Source organism: Colwellia polaris (assembly GCF_002104515.1).
In the GTDB taxonomy this organism is placed as follows: Bacteria; Pseudomonadota; Gammaproteobacteria; order Enterobacterales; family Alteromonadaceae; genus Cognaticolwellia; species Cognaticolwellia polaris.
The window spans coordinates 137,857-151,210 of record NZ_NBOE01000006.1 but is presented as its reverse complement, the minus strand read 5'-3'; the positions used below and the strand labels follow the sequence as shown (position 1 = coordinate 151,210).

The 13,354-nt window shown below is 37.4% G+C and carries 13 protein-coding genes; 8 read left to right on the top strand and 5 right to left on the bottom strand.

What is annotated here, in order from left to right:
- Positions 1–90: 90 nt before the first annotated feature.
- The 7 genes from B6A32_RS11530 to B6A32_RS11505 all read left to right on the top strand — a co-directional run bounded on the left by B6A32_RS11530 (position 91) and on the right by B6A32_RS11505 (position 5,282).
- Positions 91–1,230, top strand: a complete 1,140-nt coding sequence (locus tag B6A32_RS11530) for a methyltransferase (protein WP_085304149.1) — start codon at positions 91–93, stop codon at positions 1,228–1,230.
- A 29-nt stretch (positions 1,231–1,259) separates the two neighbouring features.
- Entirely contained in the window at positions 1,260–1,829 is a 570-nt protein-coding gene (locus B6A32_RS11525) for a YajG family lipoprotein (protein WP_085304137.1), read from the top strand.
- 48 nt (positions 1,830–1,877) lie between these two features.
- Entirely contained in the window at positions 1,878–2,462 is a 585-nt protein-coding gene (locus B6A32_RS11520) for a peptidylprolyl isomerase (protein WP_085304135.1), read from the top strand.
- Between the two features lie 399 nt (positions 2,463–2,861).
- On the top strand, positions 2,862–3,077 hold the full coding sequence (locus tag B6A32_RS11515) for a hypothetical protein (protein ID WP_233131399.1): 216 nt from the start codon (positions 2,862–2,864) through the stop codon (positions 3,075–3,077).
- Between the two features lie 161 nt (positions 3,078–3,238).
- Complete coding sequence (locus B6A32_RS11510; protein ID WP_085304131.1) at positions 3,239–4,498, top strand: AmpG family muropeptide MFS transporter; 1,260 nt, start codon at positions 3,239–3,241, stop codon at positions 4,496–4,498.
- Between the two features lie 2 nt (positions 4,499–4,500).
- Positions 4,501–4,671, top strand: coding sequence for a hypothetical protein (locus B6A32_RS19350; protein ID WP_198946908.1), 171 nt, complete (start codon positions 4,501–4,503; stop codon positions 4,669–4,671).
- Positions 4,672–4,784: 113 nt separating this feature from the next.
- Positions 4,785–5,282: a c-type cytochrome gene (locus B6A32_RS11505; RefSeq protein WP_085304129.1), complete on the top strand. Its 498-nt coding sequence runs from the start codon at positions 4,785–4,787 to the stop codon at positions 5,280–5,282.
- Positions 5,283–5,486: 204 nt separating this feature from the next.
- Here the strand turns inward: B6A32_RS11505 and B6A32_RS11500 are convergent, their stop codons facing one another.
- From B6A32_RS11500 to dsbC, 5 genes are all read right to left on the bottom strand, one after another.
- A complete protein-coding gene (locus tag B6A32_RS11500; RefSeq protein WP_158088482.1) occupies positions 5,487–6,179 on the bottom strand; it encodes a cytochrome b/b6 domain-containing protein in 693 nt (230 codons plus the stop codon).
- Positions 6,180–6,818: 639 nt separating this feature from the next.
- Positions 6,819–8,360, bottom strand: a complete 1,542-nt coding sequence (gene lysS / locus B6A32_RS11495; RefSeq protein WP_085304125.1) for a lysine--tRNA ligase — start codon at positions 8,358–8,360, stop codon at positions 6,819–6,821.
- Between the two features lie 164 nt (positions 8,361–8,524).
- Positions 8,525–9,623 (bottom strand): peptide chain release factor 2 gene (gene prfB / locus B6A32_RS11490; protein ID WP_198946907.1). Its coding sequence is split into 2 segments (ribosomal slippage): positions 8,525–9,547 and positions 9,549–9,623, totalling 1,098 coding nucleotides; the frame shifts between segments, so codons are not numbered across the junction.
- Between the two features lie 193 nt (positions 9,624–9,816).
- Positions 9,817–11,565: a single-stranded-DNA-specific exonuclease RecJ gene (gene recJ, locus B6A32_RS11485; protein ID WP_085304123.1), complete on the bottom strand. Its 1,749-nt coding sequence runs from the start codon at positions 11,563–11,565 to the stop codon at positions 9,817–9,819.
- Positions 11,566–11,685: 120 nt separating this feature from the next.
- Complete coding sequence (dsbC, locus tag B6A32_RS11480; protein ID WP_085304121.1) at positions 11,686–12,483, bottom strand: bifunctional protein-disulfide isomerase/oxidoreductase DsbC; 798 nt, start codon at positions 12,481–12,483, stop codon at positions 11,686–11,688.
- Between the two features lie 273 nt (positions 12,484–12,756).
- Here dsbC and fldB point away from each other — a divergent pair, with 273 nt between their 5' ends.
- Positions 12,757–13,281 carry a flavodoxin FldB gene (gene fldB, locus B6A32_RS11475; protein ID WP_085304118.1) on the top strand — a complete coding sequence of 175 codons (525 nt, stop codon included), beginning with the start codon at positions 12,757–12,759 and terminating at the stop codon, positions 13,279–13,281.
- Positions 13,282–13,354: the final 73 nt, after the last annotated feature.

Genomic DNA, 13,354 nt, shown 5'->3' with positions numbered 1-13,354 from the left:
GTCTCATTATCTTATAATTTTAGTAATTAGCTAGCTCGTAGAGATAAACTTTGTCACAATATCTGTTACGCCAACTAAGTATTTATCACTATGATCAGCCCTTTTATTATCAATGACAAAAACCTATTTCTCGATCGTTTTCCTACCGGACAAGTGAACCGAAGCCTACAGGCGTGGGATGCTGCTGATGAATATATTATTAGCTATTTAGCGCAACAAGACTTAGATAAACCAAAACAAAAAGTTCTAATTTTCAACGATAATTTTGGTGCTATCACCTGCAACTTAACTGAACATCAAGTGTTTTGTGTTAATGACTCTTTTTTAAGTCACCAAGGCATTGAGCTTAATTTAGAACAAAATGGCTTATCTAATGAAAATGTAACCTTGCTTAGTAGTTTAGATGAGTTACCGAGCGATATAAATGTAGTGCTTTATAAAATACCGAAAAGCAAAGGGTTACTCTGCCAACAACTTAGCGCTATAAAGCAAAAGCTTAGCAAAGACGTTTTATTTATTGCTGGTGATCGAGCTAAAGAAATTCATAGTTCAACACTGAAAGTATTTGAGCAATATCTTGGTACAACTAAAACATCGCTAGCGGTTAAGAAAGCACGATTGGTATTTTGTGAACTCGATAATGAAAAGCCCACACATGCTAATTTCCCTACATCTTGGCCACTAGAAAACACCAACTTTACTTTACATAATCACGCAAATGTTTATGCAAGAGAAAAGCTCGACATTGGCGCAAGATACTTTATGGAGAATTTACCAAGCATTTCTGCTGACACTAAAGTTATCGATCTCGGCTGTGGTAACGGTGTAATTGGCTTAAATGTATTATCAAAACAACCCGAAGCACATGTTCACTTTATAGACGAGTCATACATGGCGATAGCATCTGCTAAATTAAACATCAGCGAAAATTTACCTTCCGTTGCCGAGCAATGCCAATTCCAAGTCAACGATTGCTTAACCAGCGTTGAAGGAGGCAGTGTTGATTTAGTATTATGCAACCCACCGTTTCATCAACAAACAGCGACCACAGACCATATTGCATGGCAGATGTTTAAAGATAGTCATAGAGTGTTGAAAAAAGGCGGTGAATTGCGCATTATTGGCAATCGACAACTCGGTTATCATATTAAATTAAAAAGAATTTTTGGTAATGAAACATTGATTGCTAGTAACGATAAATTTGTTACTATTTCAGCAATCAAACGATAGTTAATCAACTTAACGCTTAAGAAACTCATATGAAATCAACTATATTTAAGTTCATGCTTTTATGTACAACGACTTTATTAATGGCTTGCTCATCACCAACACAGCAAGTAATTGTAAGTCCAGAGTTGAATATTGGCAGTAGCAACGCTTACCAGCTAAAGCAAGCACAATTACTTATGCGTGATTTACGCACCTCTCCTCATATAGTACAAATTTTGCGCACAGGTGAAGCCACAAAATTATATTCTCCGCAACAAGCTATTATAGAGACCGTAGAGATATCGCTGACCAAAGCATTAAAAGCTAATGGTTTGCGATTTAATACCCCTGCGGCAAATCAAATTGAAATAATTATTGATAATGCCTTAGTCAGTGTTAAGCAAGCAATGTTGAAGTATAGCGCGAGTAATCTTATGAATATTCGTGTTGTTATACATAATAGTAAAGGCACTTTATCAAAAGCATTTAAAGTTACAGGTACCAGTAACGGCCCGTTAAAGGCAGACTTGGCAGTTTTAGAGCGTGACTTTAATCAGCAACTAACCAAATTATTATCACAAATCGTTCAAAACGAAGAGTTACAGCAATTCATGCAATAATTAATTTTATGTTGCCTGATTAAAGATTTTCACAATGAGAGTTAGCTAATGAAATTTTTTTCAGTTATTTTTTTATGTTTATTGTCAGTTACTTCTAGCGCTAATAACTTATCGATAGATCCTGACAATTTATTTCCACAGGTAAAATTAGAGACATCGATGGGCGTTATTGTTGTTGAGCTTGATAGAATTCGCGCTCCACTAACTGTCGATAACTTTTTAACTTATGTTGTTTCAGATGAATACAACAACACTATATTTCATCGTGTTGTAAGTGAATTTATTGTTCAAGGTGGCGGATATAATGAAAACTTTGAACTTAAAAAAATACTGGGTGAAATAGTAAATGAATCGGGTAACGGGCTAAAAAATGAAATAGGTACGATTGCTATGGCAAAAGAAAGCCGCCCTCATACCGCTAACAGACAGTTTTTCTTCAATGTGGGCGACAATACCAGTTTAGATCCAGGTAGAAAATGGGGCTATGCAGTTTTTGGTACAGTAATCGAAGGCCAAGAAGTGGTAGACGCTATGGCATTAGTTGCAACAGACTACAACGAAGCTATGGGCTGGGAGGATGTTCCTTTAGAACCAATAATGTTAATTAAAGCTAGTTTATTACCTGCTTTATAAGATATCTTTAGCACGAATATATGTTCAGAAAATGTAGCGCATTTCAAACATAAAAAATAATAATAATAAAATTAACGGTCAATATACAACTCCAAAAATAGTGTGTGAAATACGCTATTAGGCTTAGAAAATAAAGTTTCAGTTACAATTTTACCGGCTTATAACTTTGACAATACTAGTTTTCTCTACGATAACTAAACTGTACAAACAACAACGCATGGTAACTATTACTGTTTATTTCTTACGCTAAATTATGTATTGGCTTAATAATTCAAAAGGAATGTCATGATAATTGAGCAGTTTATCAATGAAAAAATCACCCAAATCGGTGCCTACATCATCGCGGTTATAAATCACTCTATCCATTACACTGAGCTCGACCATTTTGTCGATAATACAATGGCAGAATGGACTTTACTCCGTGTGAATGACGAAACACCGAGTAATGCTAGAGAGCGTGTTTTTTGGCATATTATGCATGAACTATCTCTTCATAGTGCCCATGATCTCGAGCGCGATCTTTACTTTAAGAGTGAGATATCAACCTGCTTAGATTTTTTCTCTGGCAAGGGTAGTTATCCGATTGATTGTATAGGCTGGCGACCGCTGCCGTAACTAACTCACTAATTCCCCTTGGTATACGGCTACACTAATTCAGAAAACAATAGGTAAATCTATAGTAACTAATTACCTGTTTCAAAAGATTAATCTTCTGTTTACTAGTACATTTTGGTAGCCTATTACCATTACCTTCTCGCTTTCATTAGGCTTAATCAATGCAGTCTCCTACCTTTAAGCAAGCGATATTTAATCGTCGCATGCTAATTTGTATTTTCATGGGCTTTAGCTCTGGGTTACCACTGTTTATTTTATATCAACTTGTGCCTGGATGGTTGCGCTCTGAAGGAGTTAGCCTAACTGAAATCGGCCTATTTTCACTTATAGGTATTCCTTACGTTTGGAAGTTTGTTTGGGCACCATTAATGGACAGGTACTCATTACCTGTACTGGGTCGTCGCCGCAGTTGGATGTTACTCACACAAGTGCTTTTACTATTTTCTATTGCCGGATTTGGCTTTGTTGACCCCATAATGAACATTTGGAGTGTCGCTTACTTAGCTGCCGCTGTAGCATTTTTTAGTGCAAGCCAAGATATTGTGTTAGATGCTTATCGACGAGAATTATTACCCGAACATGAACTTGGCTTAGGTAACTCCATTCATGTACAAGCTTATCGGCTTTCTGGTTTAGTGCCCGGCTCATTAGCTTTTATTCTTGCTGATCATATCAGTTGGCAATCAGTATTTTTGATAGTTGCAGCCTTCATGTTAATCGGTATTTTCTTAAGCCTTACCATTAAAGAGCTTAACAACACACTACAGGCACCTAAAACACTACGCCAAGCGGTAGTGCTACCTTTTAGAGACTTTATTAATAGAAAAGGAATAAAATCAGCGCTACAAATTCTTGCTTTTTTATTTTTATATAAGCTTGGTGATAGTATGGCAACCGCCTTACAAACCCCATTCTTCATCGACTTAGGTTTTACTAAAACAGAAATTGGTGTTGTCGCCAAAACGGCATCATTAATTGCGATGACCATTGGTTTAGCCGTTGGTGGTATAGTCATGATTAAATTAAGTATTAATCGTGCCCTTTGGTTATTTGGTTTTGTGCAAATAGTCAGTATATTAGGTTTTGCGGCTTTAGCAGAAATTGGCCATAACACCTACGCTTTAGCTTTTGCTATGGGCTTTGAATATTTAGGCGTTGGACTTGGCACCGCGGCTTTTACTGCCTTTATTGCTCGAGCGACTAACCCTGCATTTGCTGCAACCCAATTTGCACTATTTACAGCACTTACCGCATTGCCTAGAACATTCGCTAATGCCACTACAGGGGTTATTGTTGAGCAAATAGGTTGGACGAATTTTTATTTTATGTGCACAGCATTAGCAGTACCCGGTATGTTAATGCTTTTAAAAGTTGCACCATGGCGAGAGCCAACTAAACAAACAACGCAGGAGATAGCGTAAATATGATCAAACTATTTTTTCTCGTTCCCATTCTTATGTGTGCTATTTGGTATTGGTATTTAAAAAGCAATAACTATACGATAAAAGAGGGTTTAAAAGGCTTTGGTTATATATTTGCTTTTAATGGCACCATCATCGCTTTTTTTGTCTTAATGTTATTTATCACCAATTAACAATTTGCATATAGGTAACTGAGTCAGTCAATTCACCATAGCACTTAAATAGACTACCTTGGGTATTTGAGGTAAATTAAGTCAAAGTACAATTTTATTAATAAGGAAAGCCCATGAAAACATTACCAAGCCTAATATTACTTACAGCAGCTTTATCAACAGCAAGCTTCTTAGCATTATCAAGTAGCGCGCAAGCCACTGAAGTAAAGCAAGCAAGCAATGAAAAACAAGCTCAAGCAGTAACTACCTACCGTAAGTCTGTATTTCAGCTAATTAGCAGTAATATGGGGCCGTTAGGCGCTATGGCGAAAGGTAAAATCCCAATGGATACTGATGTGATCACGAAAAATGCTGAACGTATCGCCTTTTTAGCACCTATGATGCATGACTACTTTTCACTAGATACCTCAAAATTCAATATAAACACTGATGCTAAAGACAGCATTTGGACTAATCATAAAGATTTTAGCGATAAAGTAGATAACTTAGTTACCGCTGCTAATAACTTAAAAATGGCTGGTGAAAATAATGAGACAGGTAGCTTTAAAAAAGCTATTGGAGCTGTTGGTGGAAGCTGTAAGTCTTGCCACGACGACTACAAAAAAGATTAAATACTTATAGAAATTTGATTATTTAGCTACTCATTTTTAATGCTTAAAATGAAAAGGTAGCTCACTTAATTAATCAAATTGGCATTATCAAATATGTGCTCTGAGTGAACAAAATCAATGAGAGCACACTTTTTTATCTTCTCCCTACCACCCCCTAAACAATTGAAAAACAAAAGATTTACTTAATCTATCAATTTTAGGCCATTAATAACCAAAATAATCTTCTACTGGCTCAGGTGGCCATACTTCAATAATTAAGTAAACGGTTAGCGCTGTAATCGCTAAACAGACGATAAAGCCTAGCCATGGAAACGGCCCTTGAGATTGCACACTTTTATGTACTATTTTATTACCTGTAACCATTGCACTGGTTAAGTTTTCTTTGTGTTTAACTTTATAAAATACAATTGCGCCGATATGCAACACAATAAAACCTAAAAGCACATACACAACATTATGATGTACAAAGTTAACCACTGTTTGCCATGAATCGTTTAGTACACCGTAGTAAGGGGCATCATTAAAAATATCATCCGTAGTAAATAAACCACTAACTGTCTGCGCAAGTATTAATGATAACAAAGCGATAACAGAATAAGCACCCGCGGGATTATGACCTAAATGATTTTGTTCTCCCCTACCACGTAAATATTGTAAGGTTTTTATTGGAGACTGTATAAATTGGCTAAATCTAGCATAGTAAGTACCTAGTATTCCCCACAAAATTCTAAAAATTACGATAGCAAGACAAGCGTATCCACCATAAAAGTGCCATTGAGTCGCATTAGAGAGCATTGATTCATCTAACACTTTTACACTGATAAATTGAAAAGCAATAATAATGACTAATAACCAATGACAAATCCGAACAGGTAAGTCCCACACTTTTATTTTCATACTATGCATCCTATTAGCACTTTAATTTTCAATAACATAAATAACCTGAACTCTGGATAAGCAGTACTTGCTCAATCCTCCCTTTTAAGCCATTACCTGCGTTGAAACGTCGATAAATAGCCCGCTATTCATAAACGTTTTGCCTTGGAAATGGCATAAAATGAAGCATTGATGGTGTAAATTAGTGATGTTCACCTTGCTATAGCATTTACTTTACCACCTAAGCTTTTGATTCACTTGAGTATCAAGCACTCATTATCCAGAGTTCAGGTTAAATAGTCGAATACATTGATGTAGCCGAAAGAGTTAAGCAACTTTTTTAATATTAAGCATTATATCAATACCGATAAATAGATCAGTGATTTAATTCAAAAAATCTTTAAGCACAATAACAGTGAAAATAATAAAAGAAGGAGTACAAATAAGGCAGCATAAAGAAGATAGAACAAAAAAATATCTAGCAAAGATATTGAAAGGTATGTCAGAAATTTAACGTTAAAGAATGAATGATGTAATACCAACTTGGAATGATATAACTGCGATTTAAGACAGAGCTATTAGCTCATACTAAAATCGCAGCTACCAATATTTACTTAGTTTGAATTTAACCAGTAATGATTAAATTCCCCCAAAATAAGTTTACTCGGCTAATGGACGCATGTGTGGGAACAAAATAACGTCTTTAATCGTTGGTGAGTCAGTAAATAACATCACTAATCGATCGATACCGATACCTTCACCTGCTGTTGGCGGTAAACCATATTCTAATGCTTGTATGTAGTCAGCATCGAAGTGCATAGCTTCGTCATCACCTGCGTCTTTACCTTCAACTTGGTTTTGGAAACGTTCTGCTTGGTCTTCTGCATCATTAAGCTCAGAGAAACCATTGGCTAATTCACGGCCACCAACAAAGAACTCAAAACGGTCGGTAATAAATGGGTTATCGTCATTACGACGCGCTAATGGTGAAACTTCCCACGGGTATTCTGTGATAAAAGTTGGTTGATCAAGCATGTGCTCAGCAACTTCTTCAAAAATCTCACAAATATATTTACCTGCGCCCCACACTTTAGATGCATCTGTTTCTTTTACGCCCACAGATTTTGCCATTGCTTTAAGCGCGTCAAAGTTTTCTTCTGGGTTACGTAAAATGTTTTCGTCTAAATTATTACCGTGTAATAAAATGGCATCAACCATTGATAAACGTGTAAATTTCTGTCCAAAATCATAGAACTTCTCTTCCACAACTTCGCCATCAGCATTTTTAACGGTATTACGGATAACAGAAGTTCCCATTACGTCTTCAGCTAACGTACGTAGCATATCTTCAGTAAGGTTCATTAAATCATGATAGTCAGCATAAGCTTGGTAGAATTCAATCATAGTAAATTCTGGGTTATGACGAGTTGATAAACCTTCGTTACGGAAGTTACGGTTAATTTCGAATACTTTTTCAAAACCACCAACAACCAAACGCTTTAAGTAAAGCTCTGGTGCAATACGCATATACATTTGAATGTCTAAAGCATTGTGGAAAGTTTCAAATGGTTTAGCTGATGCGCCGCCAGGAATAGTTTGTAGCATTGGTGTTTCAACTTCCATAAAATCACGGTCAGTTAGAAACTTACGAATTCCATCAACAATTTTTGAGCGAACTTTAAAAGTGTTACGGGTATCTTCGTTGATGATCAAATCAACATAACGTTGACGATACTTAGTTTCAACGTCTGATAAACCATGGAATTTTTCTGGTAATGGACGAAGCGACTTTGTTAAAAGTTCGTACTTGTCCATGTTAACGTATAAATCACCTTTACCAGACATATGCATAGTACCGGTTACACCAATAATATCGCCAATATCTAAAGTGCCCCAACGCTCTTTAATATCTTTTTGCACTGTTTTATGCGCGTAAGCCTGAATACGGCCGGTCATATCTTGTAGTACTAAAAATGGACCACGTTTTGCCATAACACGACCAGCAATGCTGTATTCAGCAGTTTCAGTTTCAAGCGTTTCTTTATCTTTTTCACCGTGCTGGGCTTGTAAATCAGCAGCATAATGTTTTCGGTCAAACTTGTTAGGGTGGCCATTAGCCGGACAGTTTTCGCGAATTTTTGCTAATTTGCCACGACGCTCGGCAATCAATTTGTTTTCGTCTTGGTTTGCTTGATCAGTCATTTTATTTCTCGTGTTTAACGTAATATTCTATTTAAGTTAATGAATGTGTTTATAACTGCTTCATTAGGTTTATCAATTTATTGTGCAAAGAAAAACAAATCAAGATAAAGCGCTTTGAATTGTTTTAGCTAACACAAGTGACTAATAACGTCATGAAATGGTTATTATAAGCCAGATTTTAAACTAGCTTCTAAAAATTTATTTAAATCACCATCTAATACGGCTTGCGTATTGCGGTTTTCTATTCCGGTGCGTAAATCTTTAATGCGGCTGTCATCTAAAACATAAGAGCGAATTTGACTCCCCCAACCGATATCAGATTTTCCGTCTTCTAATTCTTGCTTACCTTCATTCTGTTTTTGCATTTCCATTTCATACAGCTTAGCTTTTAATAGCTTCATTGCTGTTGCACGGTTTTTATGCTGAGAACGATCGGCTTGACAAGCCACTACAGCCCCCGTTGGAACATGCGTTATACGAATAGCAGAGTCAGTTTTGTTAACATGTTGACCACCAGCGCCTGAAGCACGAAAGGTATCTATGCGTAAATCTGCTGGGTTAATATCAATTTCAATATTGTCGTCAATTTCTGGATAAATAAATGCAGAAGCAAACGATGTATGACGACGACCACTTGAGTCAAACGGAGATTTTCTTACTAAACGATGCACGCCGGTTTCTGTTCGCAGCCAACCAAAAGCATATTCGCCGGTGTACTTAATGGTACAACCTTTAATGCCAGCAACATCACCACCGGTTACTTCAATTGCTTCAGTTTTATATCCGTTAGCTTCACCCCAACGCAGATACATTCGCATCAACATTTCAGCCCAGTCTTGTGCTTCTGTGCCGCCAGAGCCTGACTGAATATCTAAGTAGCAGTTATTAGCGTCATGTTCACCAGAGAACATACGACGAAATTCTAATTTTTCAAGGCTGGCTTCTAACGCTTTTGTTTCCGCTTCTGCGTCGTTAAAAGTTTCTTCATCTTCAGCTTCAACAGCAAGTTCTACTAGGCCTTCGATATCTTCACAACCAGAGTCCATCTCGTCAATGGTTTCAACAACAGCTTCTAACGCTGCACGCTCACGACCCAAAGCTTGTGCTCGTTCTGGATCATTCCAAACATCAGCTGACTCTAATTCGCGTGTAACTTCAACCAAACGTTCTGACTTTTGGTCGTAGTCAAAGGTACCCCCGAAGCAAGTTGGTGCGTTCGCGAATTTCTTTAACTTTATTGAGTACAGGGTTTACTTCTAACATACTTTTACTGATACGCCGTTATGGTTGAATATAATTGGTCAATAGAACCAAAAAACAGTCGCGCATTGTAGCTTAATTATACGACTAAATAAACGCTTGCTTGTGCTTTGAAATGTCATTTTTTTATATTTTGCTAACTGTTTTTTAACTTCAATAATCTAAGTAAATAAAACGGCAATTTTTCTGATAATTTTCAAGCCAATTGTTCAACCATTAATTGCACCGTTTGTTTACCTCGAAACTCATTAATATCTAAACGGTAAGCTAACTTAACCTGCTTTGCTTGATGATCTGGCCAACGTTTAATATCAACATTAAACGCAATAGCATCAAAAATTTGCTGATCTTTTTCTACCACTAACTTTAAGTGTTTTTCGCCAACAATACGCTGCTGAACTAAGGTAAAAGTATCATCAAATACCGGCTCTGGAAAATTTTGCCCCCACGGGCCCGCTTCACGTAATACTTGAGCAAATGTCAGCGTGATATCGCTTGTTAATAGCTCGCCGTCAGAAGATATAGTGCCCGTAAGCGCTTCTTTGCTTAACCACTGCTTGGCATACTTCTCGAAAAGTGTTGAAAACTGTTGAAATTTATCCGCCGCTATCGATAAACCAGCAGCCATAGCATGGCCACCAAATTTGATAATAATACCCGGATGTTGGCTGTCAATATATTCTAATAGATCTCGAATATGCAGGCCTGGAATTGAACGAGCAGAGCCTTTTATTTCTGCCGAATTAACCGCAGCGCTTTGCTCATCAAGATCGTCGTTACCTTTCGCAAAAACGATACTCGGTCGATGATATTTTTCTTTTAATCGCCCAGCCACAATGCCAATAACACCTTGATGCCAGTCACTATGAAACAAACTAATGCCATTGGGTAAATTGTCTTCACTAAACTTTAAACTCGCTAGCACCTGTTCAGCTTCAATTTGCATACCTTGTTCAATTTCACGACGTGCTTTATTTAAATCATCTAAGTCGGCCGCCATTACTCTTGCTGTTGATAAGTCTTTTGCCAATAAACAATTAATACCAAAGGCCATATCATCTAAACGCCCTGCGGCATTTATTCGTGGCCCTAAAGCAAAACCAAAATCACTAGCAACTAACTTCTGTTGGCTCTTCCCTGCTATTTCAATTAACGCTTGTATGCCTGGGCGTGTGGCACCAGCTCGAATACGCTTTAAGCCTTGCTCAACTAAAATGCGATTATTGGCATCAAGTGAAACCACATCGGCAACTGTGCCTAAGGCCACTAAATCGAGTAATTGCGCAATATTAGGCTCTTTAAAGCCTTGTGCTTCAAACCATTGGTGTTCGCGTAAGTATTTTCTTAATGCCAACATAAAATAAAATGCTACGCCAACACCCGCCAGCGATTTACTCGCAAAATTACAACCACGCTGGTTTGGGTTAACAATGGCATCGGCCGGCGGTGTATCGGCTCCAGGTAGGTGATGATCTGTCACCACGACTTGCAGGCCTAGTTCTTTCGCTCTTTTAACACCCGCCATACAGCTAATACCATTATCAACAGTCACTAATACCTGCGCACCTTCTGAAGCGGCAATATCAACTATTTCAGGGGTTAGTCCATAACCATATTTAAATCTATTAGGTACTAAAAAATGATGATTTGAAGAGCCTAGCATTTGCAAAGCTTCCATCATTAACGCCGTACTCGTAGCACCATCAGCATCAAAATCACCTATTATTGTAATATTCTTTTTATCTTTCAGCGCTTGATATAAAATTTCGCAAGCTTCTGGCAGCCCTTTTAAAGTGTCAACAGCACAAAGGTGTGATGCGGTCAATTCAAGCTGGTCTTTACTTTTAACCCCACGTCTTGCATAGATTTGTCGAATAATAGGATGCAAGCTATCAGGTAAATGCTCGTCGCTGACTTGATCTCGACGTATGATTTCTTTATGCATAAATGCACCTTAATACTGATTAATGCCAAAAACGATAGATACAAAAATGGCAAGTTAATTACTTGCCATTTTCAATAAAAACAATGCTGTACCTAACACAAGTGTATTATTTACGGGGTATTAACTACCTTGTTGAGTAGTTTCTAGCAAGGCAAATAGTTTATCAGGGTCTTGATAGCCTGGCACCATCATGCCATTTTTGAGCATAATTGCAGGTGTACCTGTTACGCCCACTTGACGACCAAAATTAAATTCTTCTTCTATCGGCGCCTCACAAATACGGGCAGCAACAGACGAACCACTTTTTGCCTTTGTTAGTGCAGTTTCTGCATCTTCATGACACCAAATTGAGCGAAGATCTTTAAAACCTTGAGAGTAACTTCCGTTACGATCTTTCACACCAGCACGCGGATACGCTAAGTAACGTACAGTTATACCTTTGTCGTTATAGGCACTCATTTGTTCATGCATTTTACGACAATAACCACAGGTAATATCAGTAAATACTGTTACCACATGTTTTTCGTTTTTAGCTGGATAGACAATCATATTATCGGTAAATTTAACCATGCCATCAACACGCACTTGCGCTAAACTTTCTTCCGTTAAATTACTAACGTTATCGCCTAAACCATACATTTTTCCATGCAACAAAAAGTTGCCATCAGCACTTGCATAAAACAACCCTTGATCTGTTAATACTTCCACAACACCTGGCATTGGTGAAGCTTTAATACTAGCAACATTAAAACCTAACGTTTGTGAAAGTTTTGCTTTAACAGCAGTTATTTCAGCTGATTGCGCCGCAGGTAACATTACACTGTTATTCGCAGACGAAACAGGCTCAGCGAATGCAGTAACATTGTTCGTTAAACTTAGTACACCGAATGTGGCAGCCAATATAATTTTTTTATACATAAGTAAATCCAAACCTTAATGAGTGAGCGGAAATTAGCGGAAAATTACAATTGCAATTTAGGGTAAATACAAAGACCGCTCTAATGCCGCTAAAATTACAGTGAAAATAGTATAATTGCAATAACACTAAGCCTACCAATAACCAATATTTACAATAAAGTATTTATTTATCCACGCATGCAAAGCTTCTTATTTACTGAGATTTTGTTAAAATCTCGCCATTAGCTCACTAACCACCGAAAGTGGTTTGTATTAAAACTCGGTAAATTATAAATGAACATCGCATTATTTTACGGCTCAACCACTTGTTATACCGAAATAGCTGCAGAAAAAATTCAAGCAGAACTTGGCGCTGATATGGTCAGTTTATTTAATATAAAAGATACACCATTAACTGAAATGGCAAATCACGATATTTTAATTTTGGGAATATCTACTTGGGACTATGGTGAAATTCAAGAAGATTGGGAATCACACTGGCCTGAAATTGCTGATATTGATCTAGAAGGTAAAATTATTGCTCTGTACGGTATGGGGGATCAAATTGGCTACACTGATTGGTTTCAAGATGCGTTGGGTATGCTGCATGAGCAAGTGCAGGCTCAAGGTGGCTATGTTATTGGCTATTGGCCAAATCAAGGCTATGAATTTGCCGAGTCAAAAGCCTTAACTGAAGATAAACAACAATTCGTTGGTTTAGCGCTTGATGAAGACAACCAATACGATGCCAGTGAAGAGCGTATTAAACTTTGGTGCCAACAAATTAACCTTGAAATCGCTGAGATTCTCACTGATTAAGCGAAATATGATAATAAATAGACTAATTTGGCAAGATCTTTAGGAAAAAACTGATTTTGCCATTATAATCCGC

Coding starts and splice junctions, on each gene's coding strand:
- B6A32_RS11505 (WP_085304129.1), top strand. CDS start 4,785: ATGAAAACATTACCAAGCCTAATATTACTTACAGCAGCTTTATCAACA.
- B6A32_RS19350 (WP_198946908.1), top strand. CDS start 4,501: ATGATCAAACTATTTTTTCTCGTTCCCATTCTTATGTGTGCTATTTGG.
- B6A32_RS11500 (WP_158088482.1), bottom strand. CDS start 6,179: ATGAAAATAAAAGTGTGGGACTTACCTGTTCGGATTTGTCATTGGTTA.
- recJ (WP_085304123.1), bottom strand. CDS start 11,565: ATGCATAAAGAAATCATACGTCGAGATCAAGTCAGCGACGAGCATTTA.
- B6A32_RS11530 (WP_085304149.1), top strand. CDS start 91: ATGATCAGCCCTTTTATTATCAATGACAAAAACCTATTTCTCGATCGT.
- B6A32_RS11520 (WP_085304135.1), top strand. CDS start 1,878: ATGAAATTTTTTTCAGTTATTTTTTTATGTTTATTGTCAGTTACTTCT.
- lysS (WP_085304125.1), bottom strand. CDS start 8,360: ATGACTGATCAAGCAAACCAAGACGAAAACAAATTGATTGCCGAGCGT.
- B6A32_RS11515 (WP_233131399.1), top strand. CDS start 2,862: ATGGCAGAATGGACTTTACTCCGTGTGAATGACGAAACACCGAGTAAT.
- B6A32_RS11525 (WP_085304137.1), top strand. CDS start 1,260: ATGAAATCAACTATATTTAAGTTCATGCTTTTATGTACAACGACTTTA.
- B6A32_RS11510 (WP_085304131.1), top strand. CDS start 3,239: ATGCAGTCTCCTACCTTTAAGCAAGCGATATTTAATCGTCGCATGCTA.
- fldB (WP_085304118.1), top strand. CDS start 12,757: ATGAACATCGCATTATTTTACGGCTCAACCACTTGTTATACCGAAATA.
- dsbC (WP_085304121.1), bottom strand. CDS start 12,483: ATGTATAAAAAAATTATATTGGCTGCCACATTCGGTGTACTAAGTTTA.